The following is a 20320-nucleotide window of genomic DNA, read 5'->3' on the forward strand; positions in this document are numbered from 1 at the left end:
CGAGATTAACCGGCAAAAGCCGGCTCCGGCAGTCCCGCCACGCCGACGTCGAGTGCAAGCAGGCAACCCGCCAGGGGCTCGTTGGCCAGTTGATCCTCCGTCAGCTTCTGCGTTGCGGTCGTCACGTACAGTGTCTTCAGGCCTGGACCGCCGAAGGCGCAGGAGGTCGGCTGAGTGACTGGCAGAGGGACCAGCCTGTCGAGCCGGCCATCGGGCGCGAACCGCGCCAGCGAGCCGCCTTGGTAGCGCGCATTCCAGAGGAAGCCGTCCGCATCGACGGTGGCGCCGTCGGGCTTTCCAGGCGCCGCGTGCCGGTCGGCGAACAGAGACCACGGCCCCACAAATCCGCTCGCCGGGTCGAAATCCGCCCGCTCTATGTCGCCTTGCCGCGTATCCGTGAAGTAGACGGTACGGCCATCCGGGGCAAAGGCGATCGCATTGGGCACGGCGATCCCGTCGCGGATCCGGCTCGAACTTCCGGCGGCGTCGATCCGGTAAAGCGCCCCGGACGCATGCAGCCCATAGTCCCACATGCTGCCGCAGATTATGCCGCCGCCGGGATCGCACTTCATGTCGTTCAGCCGATGCTCGGGCGGCCCATCCTCCACGCGCGCCAGCAGGCTCAGTGCGCCGCTGGCGGGATCAAATGCGTGGAGACCTTGCCGCAAGGCCACGACGACACCGCCCGATGCTCGTGGAACCACCGAGCCGATGACCTCAGGCATCGGCCACGATGTCACCGCTCCTGTCTCGGGCCGCAGCCTGTGCAGGCAAGGACGCCGCAGATCGACCCAGAACAGCTCTCCGCCCCGCGCCAGCCATGTCGGCGATTCGCCCAGCGTATCGCCCGTCGACGCCGCGACCTCGAACCCGGCCGTCATTGCCGGCCGATATCGGGTTTGGGATCGACGGCGATGCGCGCCAGGAGGTCGTGTTTGGCCTTTTCGATATGCGCGCCCATCAAGGTCGCCGCCGAGCCGGCATCCTGGCGCTCTATGGCCCGGATGATGTGGCGATGATCGTCGATGACGCCATGGAAGCGCCCCTCGTCATAGCCGTAGCGTTGCCAGATCGCCGCCACCAGCAGCCAGTTGCGATCCACCATCGACAGCGCGCCCGGATTGCCGGCCGCCTCGTTTATGACGCCGTGAAAGATGTTGTTGGCATGTGGGACGGCAAGGAAGTCGTCGCTGGCCACTCTTTGCTCAAGCATGTCCTGCGCGGCCTTCAGATCGCGCAGGTGCTCGGCGGTGCGCCTTTCGCTGGCGCGCCGTGCCAGCATCGTTTCGACGGCGCTGCGGATATCGAACAGGTCGATCACAAACGACATGTGGACCGTCCTGACGCTGGCACCGCGATTGGGTTCCAGCACGACCAGTCCCGTGCCGCTCAAGGCGCGCAAGGCCTCGCGGACCGGCATGTGGCTTACGCCATAGCGGCCGGCGAGATCGTCGATCCTCAGCCTTGCCCCGAATGGAATGGCTCCGGAAACGATGTCGTCTCGAAGAAGCTTCTGAACGTCGGGAATACGCGCCATGCATCCAAGCCTACCCTGATTTGAGCAAATATTGCTCGCACGGCGATCGAAAGAAGTCAATTTTGCCCTTGCCAAGGCGACATTTGATCAAATATTGAGATTTGAAGAGATTGCCACGCTCGCGACCGTTTGGAAACGCCAATGCCACTGCCTGCCTCCGGTGCCGACAAAATCGACGGCCTGCCGCCATTCAGTGGCTACAGGCGGGTCGATGGCCGCGCCGGAATCCGCAATTATGTGCTGATCCTGTGCATCAATGGTTTGGCGCTGCGTGTCAGCGAGCGAATCGCGGCGGGTCTCGAAGGCGCGCTTCTGGCCGCGACGAGCGCGGGCAGGGGGCACATCGAGCCGGACCTCGGCCTGCACCTTGATCAACTTGTCGGTCTCGGCCGCAATCCGAACGCCGCCGCCGTTCTGGTGGTCGGAGTGGATTCGGCGACGACCGAGATGGTCGCGGCCCGCATTTCGGCTTGCGGCAAGCCGGTCGCCAGCGTTTCCTTCGCCGAGCAGCATGAGGACATGCTGTCGGTCATGGGCGAGGGCATCAGGCGCGGTGCGGCGTTGCTGCGCGAGGCTTCGCGGATCCGGCGCGAGACCTTGCCCGGCGCGCAGCTGGTGGTCGGCATCGAATGCGGCCATTCTGACGCGACGTCGGGTCTGGTCAGCAATCCGGTCGTGGGGGCCGCGGTCGATCTTCTGGTTTCGCATGGCGGCACCGTCATTGTCGGTGAGACCGTCGAGTGGCTGGGGGCAGAACATATACTCGCGGCGCGCGCTCGCGATGCAACGGTGGCACGACAGATCCTGCAGGCCGTGGAGCGCAAGGAAGGCTTCGCCGCCGCTTCCGGCCACAGCCTGACCGGCAACAATCCGGGCGAGGAGAATATACGCGGCGGGTTGAGCACGATCGAGGAGAAGTCGCTCGGCGCCCTGGCCAAGACGGGAACTTGCCGCATCGACGGCGTGCTCGGCATGGCCGAACCGGTCACCGCCGGCGGCCTTTACCTCATGGACGGCCCGTCCTTCTCGCCGGAATCGATGACAGGCTTCGCCGCGGCCGGTGCCCAGATCATGCTGTTCACAACCGGACCAGGCAACAGCACCGCGAGCGCGCTCGCGCCGACGATCAAGATCACGGCGCGGCGCGAGACGGCTCGCCGGCTGCCTGAGCAGATCGATTTCGACGCCAGCCCGGTTTCGGAGGGGACCGAAACCGTCGCCGAAGCGGCGAACCGGCTGCTGGCGACCATCCTCGATGTCGCTGGCGGCACCCTCACCTTCGGCGAGATTTTGGGGGAAGGGCTCGAAGTTCCGACCCGCGTGCGGGGCTCGTTGTGACGGCTATCCCCTCGAACGATGCCAGCCAAAGGACAATGCGCTTTGCGCGCCTGACCAGCCTGTTCGTGTATTTGCGCACGATGGGCCTGTTCGTCCTTGCCTGGTATGTCGGCTCGTTGTTCGTGCCTTCGAAGCTGCTCTTGCCGTCGCCGGTCGCGGTTGCGCTTGCGCTACGCGATACGGCCCTCAACGGCGAACTGCTCGGCAATGCAGGGATCAGTCTGGCCCGGCTGCTGGCAAGCGTCGCGGCGGCCGCCGCCGTGTCGGTGCCGCTCGGGCTGCTGATGGGCCGCAGCCGGCTCTGGAACGATCTGCTCGAACTGCCGGTGGAGATCCTGCGGCCGATAGCCGGCATCGCATGGATACCGCTTGCGCTCTACATGTTCGGCATCGGCCATCGGCTGCCGCTGTTCATCATGTTCTATACCGCCTTCTTCCCGCTGCTGATCGGCACCGCCGCGGGCGCCGCCGCCGTCGACAGGCGGCTCGTCGCGGCGGCCAGCACGATGGGCCTGTCCGGGCGGGCGATCATGCGGCGCGTCATCGTTCCGGCGGCGCTGCCGGCGATCCTGGTCTCGGCGCGGCTTGCGGTGGCGGCCTCGTGGACCGCCGTCGTCGCTGCCGAACTGGTAGGAGCGCCGAACGGCCTCGGCTACGCCATCGAATACTACCGCAGCATGCTGTCGACGCCGACGGTGATGGCTTTCATCGTCGCCATCGGCCTGCTCGGCTTCCTGACGGACAAGGGGTTGCGCTGGCTCTCTGATGTCTTGACTCCGTGGGCGCGGACGGAGGTGGCGCGATGAACAGGTTTGCGCTTCGCCTCATCGTTCCCGTGCTGCTGCTGGTCGTCTGGGAAGCTCTCGCGTCCGGCTCCGCCCAGGCGCCACGCCCCAGCACGGTGGCCGAAACGGCCATTTCCATGCTGCGCGACGGCGATCTCCTGGCCGGTCTCGCCACCAGCCTCGGACGGGTCTTCGCCGGCTTCGCGGCGGCCGCGCTGCTGGCGATACCGCTTGGCATCGCCATGGGCAGCATGCCGGCCGTCGAGCGCAATCTCGATCCGCTGGTCGAGACCTTCCGGCCGATAGCGGCACTTGCCATCCTGCCCCTGGTTATCCTCTGGCTGGGCTCGGGCTCCGGGGCAGCGGTTGCCATCGTTGCCTATGCCGCTTTCTTCCCGATCCTGATCAACACCATCTCGGGCGTGAAGCGCATCGAGCCCAGTCTGATGCGCGCCGCGCTGACCATGGGGCTGGCGCCGCTGACACGGATGCGGGTGGTGCTGCTGCCGGCTGCCTTGCCATCCATTCTGGTCGGCATGCGCATCGGCCTCGGCATCGCCTGGACGGCGATCATTGCCGCCGAGCTCGCGGTCGGCGCGAAGTCCGGCAGCAGCGGCGGCATCGGCCAGATGATGTTCGTCTTCTACGCCTATTCGATCAACCTCAACGGCATGGTGGTCTGCATGATCGCGGTCGGCATCGTGGCCTTCGCGCTCGACCGCATCCTGCGTGCCGCACTCGCCTTCGCCGTGCCGTGGAGCCAGCCATGAGCGATGCCAAGATCCGCCTCGACGGCGTCAGCAAATCTTTCGGGGAATCTGCCTCCGTGGTGGCGGTCGACAGCCTGTCGCTGGACATCAAGGCCGGCGAGTTCATGGCTATCGTCGGCCCATCCGGATGCGGCAAGACGACCGTTCTCAACATGCTCGCCGGCCTCGACAGGCCGACGTCGGGCACGATGAGCCTGAACGGCAGGCCGATCGAAGGACCGGGGGCCGAACGCGGCGTGATGTTCCAGGACTATGCCCTGTTTCCCTGGCGCACCGTGCGCGGCAATGTCGAGTTCGGATTGATCTATGGGCCGGCCGGGGCGAGGCTTTCGCCCGCGCAGCGTGCCGACCGCGTCAGCCGTACCGTCGAAATGGTCGGCCTGACCGGCTCCGAGGACAAGTACCCGCACCAGCTATCGGGCGGCATGCGCCAGCGCGTGGCACTGGCGCGCCTGATGGCGAACGAGCCGGAAATCCTGCTGATGGACGAGCCGCTGGCGGCGCTGGACGCGCAGACCCGCGTCATCCTGCAAGACGAATTGCTGCGCATCTGGGGGCAGGACCGCCCCGCCGCCGAGCGACGGACGGTCGTCTTCATCACGCACGCCATAGACGAGGCGGTGTTCCTGGCCGACCGGGTCGCGGTGCTCAGCAGCCATCCGGGCCGCCTGAAGCAGGTCATCGACATCGACCTGCCCAGGCCACGCGGCGACGAGACGCGGCGCTCCGGCGATTTCGCCAGGCTCAGCCAATCGATCTGGGAACTGATCCGCGAAGAGGCTTACCGCGCAACGATGAACTGAAACGACAACAGGGAGAGGATTGTCATGAGGAAATTTCTGGAAACCGCATTCAACCGACGCGCAGTCCTGAGTGGCGCCGCGGCCGCCGCGCTGGCCATGCCATCGATCGTGCGGGCGCAGGACCGCAAGCCGGCCAAGGTCTCGATCGGCCGCCAGCCTTACGCGGCCGGCAACTCGCCGCTGACGCAACGCATGATCAACGAAAAGCTGCTGGAGAAGGCGGCCGCCGAACTCGGCTACGACCTGACGGTCGACTGGCGCGACTATCCCTCCGCGCTGCCGATGGTGGAAGCTTTCGTCTCCGGCGATCTCGACGTCGGCATGTGGGGCAACACGCCGATCGTGCGGCTGCTTTCGCAGGCGCAGCCGATCAACATCCTCACCGTCGGCGAGGGCCACATGCGCATGGTGCTGGCGACCCGCAAGGGCTCCGCTATCAAGAACATCGGCGACCTCAAGGGCAAGACCGTCGGCGCGCTTGTCGGCGGCGACCCCTACAACGCGCTCTCGCAAATGCTGCTGCAGGAACTGGGCGACGCCGACCCGCGCGCCTTCGGCATCAACATCGTCAACACGCCGACCCAGGCCGTTGCCGCGTCCCTCCCGGAGGGCATGGACGCGTCGGTGGTGATCTACCCGGCCTTCCTGAAGGCGAATGCCGAAACCGGCCTCACCGGGATCATGAATTCGTTCGGCTATACCGAGGCCGGCTACAGCGGACCCGCGGGCGAGGGCGAAGGCCACATGCTGCCCGGCGTCAAGAAGTCGAAATTCTACCCCGACGGCTACTATTTGCACCGTTCCTTCTGGATCTGCAGCGACCGCATCGTCGGCGACGATGCCGCGCTCGGCCAGGCCTTCCTGACGGCCGCGCAACGCGCGCTTGCCGATCTCCAGAAGATCGACGCGCGGGAGATCTCGCAGTCGGTTGTCAAATATTGGGGGCTCGATCCTGCGCTGGGCGCCAAGGTCATCGGCGACGAGGTGCTTTTCCAGCGCGGCTGGGTCTGGCCGACCGAAGGCGATGCGGCGGCGATCAGCCAGATCTCCCAGTTCATGGTTGCCGGCAAGATGATTCCTGAGGCGCTGAGCTGGGACCAGGTCAAGGCCGCCTTCGGCAAGGCGGCGCCGCTGCTTCAGAAAGCCTATGAGGGCACGGGCAAGGTGCCGGACGAAAGCGGCTTCACCGACAAGAATGCCAAGGATCTGCGTGGCCTGCCGGCATGGCAGCTCGACCAGTGGAAAGTGCCGTCCTGAGGAGTTCGGGCGGCACGCGCATTCAGAGTCATTCAGGGAAGGAAGTTGATCCATGACGTCAGTCGGTTTTGTCGGGCTTGGAACCATGGGCGCACCCATGGCCCGCAACGTGCTCAAGGCGGGACACGCGCTGACGGTCTTCGACCTCAATCCCGTGGCGGTGAAAAAACTCGTCGACGCCGGCGCCCGGGCGGCGGCGTCGCCGCGCGAGGTTGCGCAGCAATCGGAAATCGTCATCACCATGCTGCCGGATGCGCCTGATGTGGAGGCGGCCGTGCTCGGTGCCGACGGCATCGGCCATGGCCTCAGGGCCGGCAGCCTCTATATCGACATGAGCACGATCGACCCGCAGACCACCCAGCGTATCGGCGCATGGCTGGCGCAACGCGGCGTCGACATGATCGACAGCCCTGTTGGCAAGACGGTGGAGCACGCCATCGCCGGAACCTCGACGCTGATGATCGGCGGCGATGCCGCCGTGCTGGAGCGCGCGCGCCCGATACTGTCGAGCATGGGGGCCGACCTCATCCATTGCGGCGGGCTCGGCATGGGGCAGGCAATGAAGCTCACCAACAACCTGCTGGCCAGCGTGCTTATAACGGCCAGCTCCGAGGCGCTGGTCGCCGGCGCCAAGGCGGGCCTGACGCTCGACACCATGATCAGCGTGCTGAAGACGACGATGGCCTGGAACCAGCAATTGGCGGTGGCGATGCACAACCGCGCGCTCAAGGGCGACTTCGAGCCCGGCTTCATGGTCAAGCTCGCCCACAAGGATTGCCGGCTTGCCTTGGCGATGAATGATGCGCTCGGCGTCGAGACGCCGGTCGGGGGCGCCACGCTTGCCGTGCTCAGGGAGGCGATGGACGCCGGCATGGCCGGCAAGGATGTCGGCGCCGTGCTGAAGCTGCGCGAAGACGCGACCGGCGTCCAGGTCCGGCTTGCCGGCGCATGACCAAGCCTGGAGCCATAGTGCTGCACGCTGACGACGACGTGGCTGTCCTCGTCGAACCAGTCGAGGCAGGCGCCGAAGTGACGACGCGAGGCGCCCGCGAGGGGCTTGTCCTCAAGGCCGGCGCCGCGCTGCAAGCCGGTCACAAGCTGGCGTTGCACGACCTGGCCGCCGGCTCCACCGTACGAAAATACGGCGAGGCGATCGGCCGCCTGACGGCTGCCGTGGCGGCCGGAGACCACGTCCACGTGCACAATCTGCAAAGCCTGCGCGGACGCTGACGCCGGACCAGCATCCCGAACAGGCCGGACCTTATGGATCGGCCATGGCCACGCCGTCCTCGCGGTTGCCTCCTGGCCGGTTCACTGCCACATATCGCAACATTATTCGTTCGATATGAGGCCCTCCATGTCCCCCGACAGCCGTCTGCCGGCACGTGCCCTTGCTCCCCGCCGTCATGACGAGATCCTGAGGCGCCTGGGTGCCCAGGGCTCGGTCAGCGTCGCCGAACTGGCCGGCTTTTTCGACGTCTCGCGCGAGACCATCCGCCGCGACCTGAAGCTGCTTTCTGACCAGGGACGGCTCGGCATCGTGCATGGCGGCGCCGCTCGCTTCGAGCCGAGCGAGCCGGCAATGGGCCTGCGCAGCCGGGAGAATGCGCGTGGCAAGGCGGCGATCGGCAGGGCGGCGGCCGGCCTTATCAGCAGCGGTATGGTGGTCTTCCTCGATTCCGGCACCACCACCTTGGCCGTCGCGCATGCCATGAGCGACCTGCGCGATCTCACTATCTGCACGACCAGCCTGAAGATTGCACTGCATCTGTGCCATGTCCCCGGCATGCGCGTGCACATACTGGGCGGTGAAGTCGACCCAGGCGAGGAGGCCGCTTCCGGCATCGATGCGCTGGATGCAATGGCGCGCTTTCGCGTCGACATCGCCTTTCTCGGCGGCGGCGCGTTGTCGCCGAATGGCGAGGTGACCGATTTCACCAGGGCCGGTGCCGAGCAGCGCGGCCGCATGATCGCGCTCGCCGGCAAAACCTATTTCGTCCTCGACAGCAGCAAGTTCGGCAAGCTGACGCCGCTCAGGATTCCGAATTTCGACCGCGCCGCCGGCGTTATCGTCGACGCCCGGCCGCAAACTGCGCTTGCCGACGCGCTTTTACAAAAAGGGCCGGAACTGATCATCCCATCTTGATGTGATATTTTGTGACTTTTTGGCTTGATATTTGACTTTCCTGTGTTAGCTTGCCGACCATCCCTCAAGATGGCGGAACCCTCATGGCACATGAATTTCCAACGCAGGCACGCGTCGTGATCGTCGGCGGCGGCATCATCGGCTGCTCCGTCGCTTATCACCTGACGAAGCTTGGCTGGGCCGACGTCGTCCTGCTCGAACAGGGGCAGCTCAGCGGCGGCACCACCTGGCATGCCGCGGGCCTGGTCGGGCAATTGCGCAGCCATTCCAACATGACCAGCCTGATCAGATACTCCACTCAACTCTATGGCGAACTGGAGGCCGAGACCGGTCTCGCGACCGGCTGGAAGAATTGCGGCTCGCTGTCGGTGGCGCGCACCGCCGACCGCATGACGGTGCTGAAGCGCACGGCTGCGTCGGCGCGTGCGCAAGGGGTTGAGATCGATGTCATCTCGCCGAGCGAAGCCGGCGATCTGTGGCCGGTCATGGCGACGGACGATCTGGTCGGCGCGGTCTGGCTGCCTGGCGACGGCAAGGCCAATCCGACCGATCTCACGCAATCGCTCGCCAAGGGCGCGCGCAATCGCGGCGCGAGGATATTCGAGCGGGTCAAGGTCACCGGCATCACGGTGAGAAACGGCGTCGCCTGCGGTGTCGAGACCGACCGTGGCGACATCGTCGCCGAGATCGTCGTTAACTGCGCCGGCCAGTGGGCGCGTAAGGTCGGGCTGATGTGCGGCGTCTCGGTGCCGCTGCATTCGGCCGAGCACATGTACATCGTCACGGGCCGGATCGAGGGTGTGCATCCGGACCTGCCCGTCATGCGCGATCCGGACGGCTTCATCTATTTCAAGGAAGAGGTCGGCGGGCTGGTCATGGGCGGCTTCGAACCGCATGCCAAGCCGTGGGGCATGAACGGCATCCCCGAGAATTTCGAGTTCGGGCTGCTGCCGGACGATTGGGATCAGTTCGAGATTCTGATGGAAAACGCGCTGGTGCGCGTGCCGCAACTGGCGCAAGCCGAGGTCAAGAAGTTCTACAACGGTCCCGAAAGCTTTACGCCCGACAACAATTTTCTCCTCGGCGAGGCGCCGGAGCTGAAGAATTTCTATGTTGGCGCCGGCTTTAACTCGATGGGCATCGCCAGCGCCGGCGGTGCCGGCAAGGCGCTGGCCGAGTGGGTCGTCAACGGCGCGCCGACCATGGATTTGTGGCCTGTCGACATCAGGCGCTTCGCCGCCTTCAACAACAATCCGCGCTGGCTGCATGATCGCGTCAAGGAGACGCTCGGTTTGCATTACGCCATGCCGTGGCCGAACCGCGAGCTGGACACCGCCCGACCCTTCCGCCGCTCGCCGCTCTACGACCGGCTGGCCGCCAGGGGCGCCTGCTTCGGTTCCAAGATGGGCTGGGAGCGCGCCAACTGGTTCGCGGCCCCGGGAGAGAGGGCCGGGAACGATTATGCCTTCGGCCGCCAGAACTGGCATGAGGCAGTCAAGCGCGAAATGAAGGCGACGCGCGAGGCTGTTGCCGTATTCGACCAGACCTCTTTCGCCAAGCTTCTCGTGCAGGGCCGCGACGCCTGTGCCCTGCTCAACCGCATCTGCGCCGGCAATGTCGATGTACCGGTCGGTACATCCGTTTACACGGGCGTGCTCAACGCGCGCGGCGGGTACGAAAGCGATCTGACCGTAATGCGACTTGGTGCGCAAAAATTCCTCATCGTCACCGGTTCGGCGCAAGCGGTCCACGACGCCGACTGGATCGCCAGGAACATCCCACCGGACGCACATGCCATCGTGACCGACGTCACCTCGTCCTACGCGGTGCTGGCGCTGATGGGGCCGCGCTCGCGCGATCTACTGGGCAAATTGTCGTCGGCCGATCTTTCCAACGCCGGCTTCCCCTTCGCCACCATCCGCGAGATCGATATCGGCTACGCTACCGCCTACGCCAACCGCATGACCTATGTCGGCGAGCTCGGCTGGGAGCTGATCGTGCCGACGGAATTCGCCGTCGGCGTCTACGAGGCGCTGCACGAGGCTGGCGGCGAATTCGGCCTCCTGGACGCCGGCTACTACGCGCTTAATGCCTTGCGCATCGAAAAGGGTTTTCGCGCCTGGGGCCATGAGTTGACGCCTGACATTACCCCCTGGCAGGCGGGGCTTGGCTTCGCCGTCGCCATGGACAAATCGGGTGGCTTCATCGGCCGTGACGCGCTGGTCGAGGCCAAGCCGTCGACGGCGCCAGCAAAACGCATCGTACTGTTCACGCTCGACCATGCCGAGCCGATGCTGTGGGGCGGCGAGCTGATCCTGCGCGACGGCAAGCCCGTCGGCGAGGTCCGCTCGGCCGCCTACGGTCACACGCTTGGCCGCTCGGTGGCGCTCGGGCTGATCGAGAACGAGACGGGCGTCGACGCTGCGTTTCTGGCTAGCGGCCGTTTCGAGATCGATCTTGCCGGCGTTCGCCACGCGGCCACGGCACATTTGCGCACCCCTTACGATCCGAAGTCGGAACGGGTGAAAGCGGATGTGGAGGAGATCAGGGCCGCCGTCTAATCCGCCGACATCGAACGCGCCATGTCGAGGAAGGCGCGCACCAGCTTGCCGCCGCTGCGTTCGCGCAGGCAGATCAGCGCTTCGTCCATCAACGTCTCAGGCGCGTCGAGCGCGATCGCTACCAGCCGCGAATCCTGGCCGAATTCGGCCGCCGAGACAAAGCCGATGCCGGCACCCGAGGCGACGATCTCGCGGACGGCTTCACGGCCTTCGGCCTCGATCACCGGCCTGAGTTCGACCTTCGATGCCGCGGCCAGATCCTCGAGCTTCTGGCGCGTCTTGGAGCCGCGCTCCCGCATGACCAGCGATTCCTGCACGAGTTGCTTGAGGCTCAATGATTTCTTGCCCGACAGCGGATGATCGACCGACGCAAAAGCGATGATCGGCGTCGAATTGAGTTTCAGCACCTCGAAGTCCCGTCCGGTCGGCACCTCGCCCAGCACGCCGATGTCGGCATCATAGCTGTAGAGGCTGCTGATTACCGTCTCGGTGTTGCCGGCGCGTAGCGAAACCTGGACGCCGGGATAGCGCGCGCGAAAACTGCCGAGGATGTGAAGCAGATGATGCGCGGCGTCGGCGACGATGCGCAGCGTGCCGGAGCGCAGGGCGCGCGATTCCGTCAGAAGCTCGAGCGCCTGCTGCTCGGTGTCGAACATGCGGTGGGTAATTTCGAGCAGCTTCTGGCCCGAATGGGTCAGCGTGACCTGCTTCTTGTTCCGGTTGAACAGCAGCACGTCATATTCTTCCTCGAGCTTGCGCACCTGGTCCGAAATTGCTGGCTGCGTCAGGAACAGCGCTTCCGCGGCACGTGAAAACCCGCCTGATATCGCCACCTGGTGAAAGGCTCGCAATTGAACGTAGCGCATGTTCTCAGCTTTCAAGATCCGAGTTCCGGCCGCCACCCTATCATAAGCCTCGCAGGCAAAAAGGCATGAAAAAACGATTCTTCTTATATCTGGGGATGATCGCCCACGGTCACGCACATGTCATGGATACCACGCAGGCTGCGCTCGGCTGGAGGCGCGATTATCCCGCCGGGCAATAATTCGACTGCAAGCCAGATCATCGGGTGAGCTTATACATCAATACAAAATAACGATTTTACAAATACGTCGTTCCAGCCAAGAATGTCTCCACATAACAAGCAGCGGAGGACACTATGCTCGCCGAGACGAAATTTGCCGCGGAGCCATTGGCCGGTCCGGCGCTGGGCGAGCCGTACCTGCTGACGCCGGGGCCGCTCACCACCTCCTATCCGGTCAAGCAGGCGATGCTGCGCGACTGGGGATCCTGGGACGGCGATTTCCGCGCCATGACGTCAGACATGCGCCGGCGCCTGCTGGCGCTGACCGGCGATGCGAAAGGCGAATTCGACTGTGTGCCGATGCAAGGCAGCGGCTCCTTCTGCGTCGAGGCGATGCTGGGTTCGTTCGTGCCGAAGGACGGCAAGGTTCTGGTCCTGGCCAATGGCGCCTACGGCCTGCGCGCGGCCCAGACCATGCAGTATCTCGGCCGCGCCTATACGCTGATCGACAAGGGCGACTACCTGCCGCCGCGCGGCGACGAGGTGGCCGCCGCCCTCGAGGCCGATCCTGCCATCACGCATGTGATCGCCATCCATTGCGAGACCAGTTCCGGCATCCTCAACCCCGTCGCCGAGATTGCCGAAGCCGTCCATGCCAAGGGCCGCAAGCTGCTGGTCGATTCCATGAGCGCCTTCGGCGCCATCGCGCTCGACGTGAACGAGATCCGCTACGAGGCGATGGTCTCGTCCGCCAACAAGTGCATCGAGGGCGTGCCGGGCTTCGGCTTCATCATCGCCCGCAAGAGCGAATTGGAAGCCGCCAAGGGCCGCAGCCATTCGCTGTCGCTCGACGTCCATGCGCAGTGGGCGCATATGAACAAGACCGGGCAGTGGCGCTACACTCCGCCGACCCATGTCGTCGCCGCCTTCCTCGAAGCGCTTCGCCAGCACGAGGCCGAGGGCGGTGTTGCCGGCCGCGGCGCCCGCTACACCAGGAACCGCGACGTGATGGTGGCCGGCATGCGCGAGCTCGGCTTCGAGACATTGCTCAGGGATCGCTGGCTGTCGCCGATCATCGTCACCTTCTTCAACCCGGCCCACGCCAACTTCGCCTTCGACCGCTTCTACGAGCTGATGAAGGACAAGGGCTTCATCATCTATCCGGGCAAGCTGACCGTCGTCGATAGCTTCCGTATCGGCTGCATCGGCCAGATGGACGAACATGTCATGCGTCGCGTCGTAGAGGCGGCGGCGCAGTCGCTGAAGGAGATGGACGTCGACACCGCCGCTCCTCCCGCGGCGGCAATCGCCGAGCGCGCCAAACTCGCCGCCTGAAGCGGCAGAATTTTTGAGGACTTCGATGAACCAGATGTCTCCCATCAACGTCGCGGTCAACGGCCGCACCTACGCCTGGCCACGTGTCCCGGCCATCGCCATCTGCCTCGACGGCTGCGAGCCGGCCTATCTTGAAGAAGCCATCAAGGCCGGGCTGATGCCGGCGCTGGTCAGGATCAAGCAGAAAGGCACGGTGCGTTTTGCGCATTCTGTCATTCCGAGCTTCACCAACCCCAACAATCTGTCGATAGCCACAGGCCGCCCGCCGTCGGTGCACGGCATTTGCGGCAACTACCTCTACGAGCGCGAAACCGGCAAGGAAGTGATGATGAACGACCCGCGCTTCCTGCGCGCGCCGACCATCTTCCAGGCCTTCTACGATGCCGGCGCCAAGGTCGCGGTGGTCACCGCCAAGGACAAATTGCGTGCGCTGCTCGGCAAGGGCCTCGCCTTCGACGACGGCCGCGCGCTGTGCTTCTCGGCCGAAAAATCCGACACCACCACCAAGGCCGAGCACGGCATCGACAATGCCTCGAAGCACTTTGGGCTGCCGGTGCCGGAAGTCTATTCGGCCGAACTGTCGGAATTCGTCTTCGCCGCCGGCGTCCAACTGCTGAAGGAATTCCGCCCCGACATCATGTATCTGACCACCACCGACTATGTGCAGCACAAATACGCACCCGGCGTGCCGCAGGCCAACGCCTTCTACGAGATGTTCGACAAGTACTTGACCGAGCTTGATGCGCTGGGCGCGGCAATCGTGGTGACCGCCGACCACGGCATGAAGCCCAAGCACAAGCAGGATGGTTCGCCTGACGTCGTCTATGTCCAGGACCTGCTCGACGAATGGCTGGGCAAGGATGCCGCGCGCGTCATCCTGCCGATCACAGATCCCTATGTCGTGCATCACGGCGCGCTAGGCTCGTTCGCCACCGCCTACCTTCCTGACGGCGCCGATCAGGCCGACATCATGGCGCGGCTGGCGAAGATCGACGGCATCATGTTGGTTGTTGACAGCCCGACCGCCTGCGAGCGTTTCGAACTGCCGGCCGACCGCATCGGCGACATCGTGCTGATCTCGACGCAGAACAAGACCATCGGCACCTCGGAACACCGTCACGACCTGGCAGCCCTCAACGAGCCGCTGCGCTCGCATGGCGGGCTGACCGAGCAGGAGGTTCCGTTCATCGTCAACCGCGTGCTGGCCGATTTGCCTGATGAGCCCGTGCTGAGGAACTTCGACGCGTTCTACTACGCGACGATGGCGGCCGCGCTCGCGTGACGGATGGGTCGGGTGCCGGTGTCGCCTCCAAGATGGCGCTGGTCGACCCCACTCCGCCTCGCTCCGCTCGGCACCTCTCCCCGATCGACGGGGGAGAGGAAAGGCGCCAAGCCTGGGGCGCTGACCTCACCTGATTTCCTCTCCCCCGTCGATCGGGGGAGAGGTGGCCCGAAGGGCCGGAGTGGGGGTCGACCCTCGCCGCGACGTACCCAAGAATCTGCTGGAGCAGAGCACATGACCCAACTCGACCCTGCCATCAAAGTTCGCCACGAGCCGATGCGCATCGCCGGCAAGAAGGTTGATGCCGACGACGTTGTCGAGGTGCGCTATCCCTGGAACGACACCGTTATCGGCACCGTGCCTGCCGGCCGCGCCGAGCATGCCCGCCAGGCCTTCGAGATCGCCGCCGGCTACAGGTCGAAGCTGACGCGCTACGAGCGCCAGCAGATCCTGTTCCGCACGGCGGAAAAACTCGCGTCGCGCCGGGAAGAAATCTCTGATCTCATCACGCTCGAGCTCGGCATCTCCAAGACGGATTCGCTCTATGAGGTCGGCCGCGCCTATGACGTGTTCACATTGTCGGCGCAGATGTGCATCCAGGATGACGGCCAGATCTTCTCCTGCGATCTCACCCCGCACGGCAAAGCGCGCAAGATCTTCACCACGCGCGAGCCGCTGAAGGCGATCTCGGCGATCACCCCGTTCAACCATCCGCTCAACATGGTCTCGCACAAGGTGGCGCCGGCGATCGCCACCAACAATTGCGTGGTGGTCAAACCGACCGAACTGACGCCGATGACGGCGCTGCTTTTGGCCGACATCCTCTACGAAGCCGGCCTGCCGCCGGAAATGCTCTCGGTGGTGACCGGCTGGCCGGCCGACATTGGCAACGAGATGATCACCAACGACAACATCGACCTGATCACCTTTACCGGCGGCGTGCCGGTCGGCAAGATGATCGCCCGCACAGCCGGCTACAAGCGCCAGGTGCTGGAGCTCGGCGGCAACGATCCGCTGATCATCCTCAACGATCTCTCGGACGACGATCTGGCCAGGGCCGCCGATCTCGCCGTCGCCGGCGCCACGAAGAACTCCGGCCAGCGCTGCACGGCGGTCAAGCGCATCCTCGTCCAGGAAAGCATCGCCGACCGCTTCGTGCCGCTGGTGCTGGAGCGGGCCCGAAAGATCCGCTTCGGCGACCCGATGGACCGCACGACCGATCTCGGCACCGTCGTGCACGAGAAGGCGGCGGCACTCTTCGAAGCCCGGGTCCACATGGCCGCCGGGCAGGGCGCCGAAATCCTCTACAATCCGGGCCGGCAAGGCGCGCTGCTGCCGCCGATCGTCGTCGATCGCGTGCCGCACACATCCGAACTGGTGATGGAAGAGACCTTCGGCCCGATCATCCCGATCGTGCGCGCACCGGACGATGACGAGGCGCTGATCAGGCTCTCCAACTCGACCGCCTTCGGCCTGTCGTCGGGCGTCTGCACCAACTCGTTCCCCCGCATGCAGAAATATATTGCCGGCCTTGAGGTCGGCACGGTCAACATCTGGGAAGTGCCGGGCTACCGCATCGAGATGTCGCCCTTCGGCGGCATCAAGGACAGTGGCAATGGCTACAAGGAAGGCGTCATCGAGGCGATGAAGAGCTACACCAATGTGAAGACGTTTTCGCTGCCCTGGTCCTGACCGGACCACTCGGCTGACAGAACAACAGAGAGGGAGCGTTCCACGCTCCCTCATTCGCGTTTCGGAGAGGGTTATGGTCGCGATCAAAGAGCTTGTGCATACCGAGGGTGATTCCAACACCACGGCGGCCCGCAGCCGCTGGGATTCCGGCCAGGACGATCCGCGCATCCGCGGACTGCTTGACCGCGACGCTTCGGCCTTCATGCACCAGAGCCTGTCCAGCCCCTGTCTTTCGACGATTGCCAAGGCCGAAGGCATCTGGATCGAGGACACCGCCGGCCGCCGTTTCATGGATTTCCACGGCAACAGCGTGCACCATCTCGGCTATGGCCATCCGAAGCTGGTCGCCGCGATCAAGAAACAGCTCGACGACCTCTGTTTTGCGCCGCGCCGCTTCACCTGCGAACCCGCTGTCGAACTGGCCGAGAAATTGGCCGAGCTGGCGCCCGGCGATCTCGGCAAGGTGCTGTTCACGACAGGCGGTTCCGACGCCATCGAGGTGGCGCTGAAGATCGCGCGCGCCGCGACCGGTCGCTTCAAGACGGTTTCGTTCTGGGATGCCTTTCATGGCGCCGGCTTCGGTGCCGCAAGCGTCGGCGGCGAAGCGACCTTCCGTTCCCATATCGCCGGCCCGATGATGACCGGCACCGAACATGTCGCGCCCTGGGACGGCTACCGCTGTCCTTACGGCCACGGCACCCTGGAAGCCTCCGGGCTCGCCTGCGCCAACATGATCGCCTATGTGCTCGGTCGCGAACAGGATGTGGCCGCGGTCGTCGCCGAGCCGATGCGGGCGACGCCCAACCCGCCGCCGCCCGGTTTCTGGAATCGGGTGCGCGAGGCCTGCGACCGGCACGGCACGCTGCTGATCTTCGACGAGATCCCGACCGGCCTTGGCAAGACCGGAAAATTCTTCGCCCATGAGCATGACGGCGTGACGCCGGACATCGTCGTTCTCGGCAAGTCGCTCGGCGGCGGCATCCTGCCTATCGCCGCTGTCATCGCCCGCCGCGATCTCGACGTCACCGGCGGTTTTGCCATCGGTCACTACACCCACGAGAAGAACCCGGTGACGACGCGCGCGGCGCTGACGACGATCGATATCATCCTGGAGGAAGGACTGGTCGAGCGTGCGGCCGAGCTTGGCCGGCATATGCTGGGACGCATGCAGGATCTGATGGGGCGCTCGCCTCATATCGGAGATGTCAGGGGCAGGGGATTGATGGTCGGCGTCGAACTCGTCGAGGACCGTACCTCGCGCCAGCCCGCGCGCGATCTTGCCGAACGCGTCTTCTATGCCTGCCTGGAACGGGGGCTGAGCTTCAAGGTCAGCCACGGCAACGTGCTGACGCTGTCGCCGCCGCTGGTGATTTCGAAAGCCGATCTCGACCGTGCGCTCGATATCGTCGAACGCGCCGTGCTGACGGCCTTACCGTGAAGGCCGTCCGTACCGACCGCGAGCTCGAATGCCCGGGCATCGATGCCGGCTTGCGGGCAAGGGGTGTCGAGCTGGTGACGCTGCCGGACGGCATTTCCGAGGCGGAGCTCAAAGCCGCGGTCGCCGACGCCGATCTGCTCTTGATGTGCTACACGCCAGTCACTGCGGAGGTGATCGACGCGGCGCCGAGGTTGAAGGGCATCATCAAATATGGCGTCGGTATCGACGCCATCGATATCCCCGCTGCCATGCGGCGCGGTATCCCCGTCGTCAACGTGCCCGAATATGCCGAGGAAACCGTCGCCGAAGGTGCTTTCGCCATGATGGTCGCGCTGGCCAAGCGGCTGCCCGCCATCACCGCGGCGGTATCGCGCGATGGCTGGATCTGGCCCGAGCCGCGCTGGCTGGGACGCGACATTTCAGGCGCCACGCTTGGGATCGTTGGTTGTGGCAAAATCGGCCGCAGCATGGCGCGCATGGCCGGCCACGGATTTCATGCGCGGCTTCTTGGCTTCGATCCTGGTGTCGACGCCGAAACGATGCGCGCCGCCGGCATCGAAAAAGCCGACGACCTCCAGGCAATGCTTCGCGCCTGCGACTTCGTCTCAATCCATTGCGTGCTGAACGACAGCACGCGCGGCCTGATCGGCAAGGCTGAACTCGCCTGTCTCAAACCTTCCGCCATCATCGTCAACGTCTCGCGCGGCGCGCTCATCGACGAGGCGGCCCTTGTCGAGGCGATCGTTTCCGAGCGCATCGGCGGCGCCGGGCTCGACGTCTATTCGGTCGAGCCGCTGGCCAAATCGGGCCATCCGATGAGCGCGCTTTTCGGCCGCGACGACGTCATCCTGTTCCCGCACCTCACCTTCTTTACGCATGAGGCGATGCGCCGGCTCGAGGACGACACGCTCGCGCGCTGCTTTGAGATTCTCGACGGCCGGCCGGTGATCGTGCGCTCGTCCGACCCGCGGTTGCGGGCGCAGACTTCTGGCGTTTCATTCGTCTGATCATCACCTGCTCAAACGCTTCGACGGCCTGCCCTGAGCAGGCCGAAATATGTTCGCGACATGACTGCGACGGTTCCATGACAACTATCAGATGAAGTTTGCCTGTCATAAAATAAATAGATTTTACTTATCGATTCCCAATCCCCAGAGTTGTCCATAACGACGACGCTGCCGGTACTAATCGAAGCAGAAGCAGCCGGCGCCGTCGCCACAGTGCATCGCAGAATGTGCCATCAATCAAAAAAGGGGAACTGGACATGAAATCACGCAACGCAACCACGGTCGCGGCTTTCGCCGCGTTGCTGGCGTCGGCTGCCCTCGTCGGACCGGCGATGGCAGATGGCGTCGTCACCATCTACTCCGCCGATGGCCTGCATGACGGCAACGGCAGCTGGTTCGAAACCGAGTTCGCCGCCTTCACCAAGGCCACCGGCATCAAGGTGCAGTATATCGAGGCTGGTTCGGGCGGTGTCGTCGAGCGTGTCGCCAAGGAGAAGTCGAACCCGCAAGCGGACGTGCTGGTGACATTGCCGCCCTTCGTGCAGCGCGCCGCCGCCGGCGGCCTGCTGCAGGATTACAAGCCCGAAGGGGCGGACCAGATCGACGGCGGCACCGACAAATACCGGCCGCTGGTCAACAACTACATGAACTTCATCTACAACAGCGCCGTGCTTTCGGAAGCGCCGAAGAGCTACGACGACCTGCTGGACCCGAAATTCAAGGGCAAGATCCAATACTCGACGCCCGGCCAGGCCGGCGACGGCACCGCTGTCATGCTGCAGATCATCCATGCCTTCGGCGGCGAGGATGCAGGTTTCGAGTTCATGAAGAAATTGCAGGACAACAATGTCGGCCCCTCCGCTTCGACCGGCAAGCTGACGGCGCTGGTCAACAAGGGCGAGCTGCATGTCGCCAACGGCGATTTGCAGATGAACATGTCGCAAATGGCCGACAATCCCAATATCAAGGTGTTCTGGCCGGCGGGGCCTGACGGCGTGCGCTCCACCTTTGCGCTGCCCTATGAGATCGGCCTGGTAACCGGCGCGCCCAATGCCGACAACGGCAAGAAGCTGATCGACTTCCTGCTCTCAAAGGAAGCTCAGTCGAAGGTCAGTTCCGTGGCACTTGGCCTGCCGGCCCGCAAGGATGTGACGCCGAACGACGCCAATTTCGCGAAGGCGCAAGAGGCGATGAAGGGCCTGACCATCTGGTCGCCGAACTGGGATGACGCTCTGGCCAAGCTGCCTGACTACGTCAAGCGGTGGAACGAAGCGACCGGAAGTTGATCCCTGCCAATCCGGAGGACCATGCCATGTCGGCCGCCGCTTTTACTGGGACCAGTGTC

At 64.7% G+C, this 20320-nt stretch carries 18 protein-coding genes; 15 read left to right on the top strand and 3 right to left on the bottom strand.

The window, feature by feature from the left end; translation table 11 throughout:
* Window positions 1-5 precede the first annotated feature (5 nt).
* Complete coding sequence (locus FJ951_RS08685; protein WP_140514479.1) at window positions 6-881, bottom strand: SMP-30/gluconolactonase/LRE family protein; 876 nt, start codon at window positions 879-881, stop codon at window positions 6-8.
* Entirely contained in the window at window positions 878-1537 is a 660-nt protein-coding gene (locus FJ951_RS08690) for a GntR family transcriptional regulator (RefSeq protein ID WP_140497561.1), read from the bottom strand. Before FJ951_RS08690 ends, FJ951_RS08685 begins: the two co-directional genes overlap by 4 nt.
* A 141-nt stretch (window positions 1538-1678) precedes the next feature.
* On the opposite strand from FJ951_RS08690, the gene FJ951_RS08695 reads away from it, so the two are divergent.
* The 9 genes from FJ951_RS08695 to FJ951_RS08735 all read left to right on the top strand — a co-directional run bounded on the left by FJ951_RS08695 (window position 1679) and on the right by FJ951_RS08735 (window position 11197).
* A complete protein-coding gene (locus tag FJ951_RS08695; RefSeq protein WP_140514481.1) occupies window positions 1679-2875 on the top strand; it encodes a UxaA family hydrolase in 1197 nt (398 codons plus the stop codon).
* Between the two features lie 35 nt (window positions 2876-2910).
* Complete coding sequence (locus tag FJ951_RS08700) at window positions 2911-3681, top strand: ABC transporter permease (RefSeq protein WP_140514483.1); 771 nt, start codon at window positions 2911-2913, stop codon at window positions 3679-3681.
* Entirely contained in the window at window positions 3678-4430 is a 753-nt protein-coding gene (locus FJ951_RS08705; RefSeq protein ID WP_140514485.1) for an ABC transporter permease, read from the top strand. The genes FJ951_RS08700 and FJ951_RS08705 overlap by 4 nt, the downstream gene beginning before the upstream one ends.
* On the top strand, window positions 4427-5233 hold the full coding sequence (locus tag FJ951_RS08710; RefSeq protein ID WP_140514487.1) for an ABC transporter ATP-binding protein: 807 nt from the start codon (window positions 4427-4429) through the stop codon (window positions 5231-5233). The genes FJ951_RS08705 and FJ951_RS08710 overlap by 4 nt, the downstream gene beginning before the upstream one ends.
* A 24-nt stretch (window positions 5234-5257) precedes the next feature.
* Window positions 5258-6490: a PhnD/SsuA/transferrin family substrate-binding protein gene (locus FJ951_RS08715; RefSeq protein WP_140514489.1), complete on the top strand. Its 1233-nt coding sequence runs from the start codon at window positions 5258-5260 to the stop codon at window positions 6488-6490.
* Window positions 6491-6542: 52 nt separating this feature from the next.
* Window positions 6543-7442, top strand: a complete 900-nt coding sequence (locus FJ951_RS08720) for an NAD(P)-dependent oxidoreductase (RefSeq protein WP_140514491.1) — start codon at window positions 6543-6545, stop codon at window positions 7440-7442.
* Entirely contained in the window at window positions 7439-7720 is a 282-nt protein-coding gene (locus tag FJ951_RS08725; RefSeq protein ID WP_140514493.1) for a UxaA family hydrolase, read from the top strand. The genes FJ951_RS08720 and FJ951_RS08725 overlap by 4 nt, the downstream gene beginning before the upstream one ends.
* Window positions 7721-7847: 127 nt before the next feature.
* The gene (locus FJ951_RS08730; RefSeq protein WP_140514495.1) at window positions 7848-8636 is read left to right on the top strand and encodes a DeoR/GlpR family DNA-binding transcription regulator; all 789 of its coding nucleotides are present in this window, start codon (window positions 7848-7850) and stop codon (window positions 8634-8636) included.
* Window positions 8637-8719: 83 nt separating this feature from the next.
* The gene (locus tag FJ951_RS08735) at window positions 8720-11197 is read left to right on the top strand and encodes an FAD-dependent oxidoreductase (RefSeq protein WP_140514497.1); all 2478 of its coding nucleotides are present in this window, start codon (window positions 8720-8722) and stop codon (window positions 11195-11197) included.
* Here the strand turns inward: FJ951_RS08735 and FJ951_RS08740 are convergent.
* Window positions 11194-12063 (bottom strand): LysR substrate-binding domain-containing protein, encoded by an 870-nt coding sequence (locus tag FJ951_RS08740; protein ID WP_140514934.1) that lies wholly within the window; start codon window positions 12061-12063, stop codon window positions 11194-11196. The two genes, FJ951_RS08735 and FJ951_RS08740, sit on opposite strands and share 4 nt — an antisense overlap.
* A 293-nt stretch (window positions 12064-12356) precedes the next feature.
* On the opposite strand from FJ951_RS08740, the gene FJ951_RS08745 reads away from it, so the two are divergent.
* The 6 genes from FJ951_RS08745 (at window position 12357) to FJ951_RS08770 (ending at window position 20261) form a co-directional block, all read left to right on the top strand.
* Window positions 12357-13556 (top strand): 2-aminoethylphosphonate--pyruvate transaminase, encoded by a 1200-nt coding sequence (locus FJ951_RS08745; protein WP_140497584.1) that lies wholly within the window; start codon window positions 12357-12359, stop codon window positions 13554-13556.
* 25 nt (window positions 13557-13581) lie between these two features.
* Window positions 13582-14838: a phosphonoacetate hydrolase gene (gene phnA, locus FJ951_RS08750; RefSeq protein WP_140514498.1), complete on the top strand. Its 1257-nt coding sequence runs from the start codon at window positions 13582-13584 to the stop codon at window positions 14836-14838.
* Between the two features lie 234 nt (window positions 14839-15072).
* Complete coding sequence (phnY, locus tag FJ951_RS08755) at window positions 15073-16530, top strand: phosphonoacetaldehyde dehydrogenase (protein WP_140514500.1); 1458 nt, start codon at window positions 15073-15075, stop codon at window positions 16528-16530.
* Window positions 16531-16603: 73 nt separating this feature from the next.
* Window positions 16604-17968, top strand: a complete 1365-nt coding sequence (locus tag FJ951_RS08760) for an aspartate aminotransferase family protein (RefSeq protein WP_140514502.1) — start codon at window positions 16604-16606, stop codon at window positions 17966-17968.
* Complete coding sequence (locus FJ951_RS08765; protein ID WP_140514504.1) at window positions 17965-18975, top strand: NAD(P)-dependent oxidoreductase; 1011 nt, start codon at window positions 17965-17967, stop codon at window positions 18973-18975. Before FJ951_RS08760 ends, FJ951_RS08765 begins: the two co-directional genes overlap by 4 nt.
* 257 nt (window positions 18976-19232) lie before the next feature.
* Window positions 19233-20261, top strand: coding sequence for a 2-aminoethylphosphonate ABC transporter substrate-binding protein (locus FJ951_RS08770; RefSeq protein WP_140514506.1), 1029 nt, complete (start codon window positions 19233-19235; stop codon window positions 20259-20261).
* The last annotated feature ends 59 nt before the right edge of the window (window positions 20262-20320 follow it).

This window comes from Mesorhizobium sp. B2-2-3, assembly GCF_006442405.1.
Taxonomy (GTDB): domain Bacteria; phylum Pseudomonadota; class Alphaproteobacteria; order Rhizobiales; family Rhizobiaceae; genus Mesorhizobium.

Bases quoted from the DNA above. Each gene is read 5' to 3' on its own strand.
- FJ951_RS08760 (WP_140514502.1), top strand. From the start codon at position 16,604: ATGGTCGCGATCAAAGAGCTTGTGCATACCGAGGGTGATTCCAACACC.
- FJ951_RS08685 (WP_140514479.1), bottom strand. From the start codon at position 881: ATGACGGCCGGGTTCGAGGTCGCGGCGTCGACGGGCGATACGCTGGGC.
- FJ951_RS08695 (WP_140514481.1), top strand. From the start codon at position 1,679: ATGCCACTGCCTGCCTCCGGTGCCGACAAAATCGACGGCCTGCCGCCA.
- FJ951_RS08770 (WP_140514506.1), top strand. From the start codon at position 19,233: ATGAAATCACGCAACGCAACCACGGTCGCGGCTTTCGCCGCGTTGCTG.
- FJ951_RS08740 (WP_140514934.1), bottom strand. From the start codon at position 12,063: ATGCGCTACGTTCAATTGCGAGCCTTTCACCAGGTGGCGATATCAGGC.
- FJ951_RS08720 (WP_140514491.1), top strand. From the start codon at position 6,543: ATGACGTCAGTCGGTTTTGTCGGGCTTGGAACCATGGGCGCACCCATG.
- FJ951_RS08700 (WP_140514483.1), top strand. From the start codon at position 2,911: ATGCGCTTTGCGCGCCTGACCAGCCTGTTCGTGTATTTGCGCACGATG.
- FJ951_RS08715 (WP_140514489.1), top strand. From the start codon at position 5,258: ATGAGGAAATTTCTGGAAACCGCATTCAACCGACGCGCAGTCCTGAGT.
- FJ951_RS08705 (WP_140514485.1), top strand. From the start codon at position 3,678: ATGAACAGGTTTGCGCTTCGCCTCATCGTTCCCGTGCTGCTGCTGGTC.
- FJ951_RS08735 (WP_140514497.1), top strand. From the start codon at position 8,720: ATGGCACATGAATTTCCAACGCAGGCACGCGTCGTGATCGTCGGCGGC.
- FJ951_RS08725 (WP_140514493.1), top strand. From the start codon at position 7,439: ATGACCAAGCCTGGAGCCATAGTGCTGCACGCTGACGACGACGTGGCT.
- FJ951_RS08690 (WP_140497561.1), bottom strand. From the start codon at position 1,537: ATGGCGCGTATTCCCGACGTTCAGAAGCTTCTTCGAGACGACATCGTT.
- FJ951_RS08730 (WP_140514495.1), top strand. From the start codon at position 7,848: ATGTCCCCCGACAGCCGTCTGCCGGCACGTGCCCTTGCTCCCCGCCGT.
- phnA (WP_140514498.1), top strand. From the start codon at position 13,582: ATGAACCAGATGTCTCCCATCAACGTCGCGGTCAACGGCCGCACCTAC.
- FJ951_RS08745 (WP_140497584.1), top strand. From the start codon at position 12,357: ATGCTCGCCGAGACGAAATTTGCCGCGGAGCCATTGGCCGGTCCGGCG.
- FJ951_RS08710 (WP_140514487.1), top strand. From the start codon at position 4,427: ATGAGCGATGCCAAGATCCGCCTCGACGGCGTCAGCAAATCTTTCGGG.
- phnY (WP_140514500.1), top strand. From the start codon at position 15,073: ATGACCCAACTCGACCCTGCCATCAAAGTTCGCCACGAGCCGATGCGC.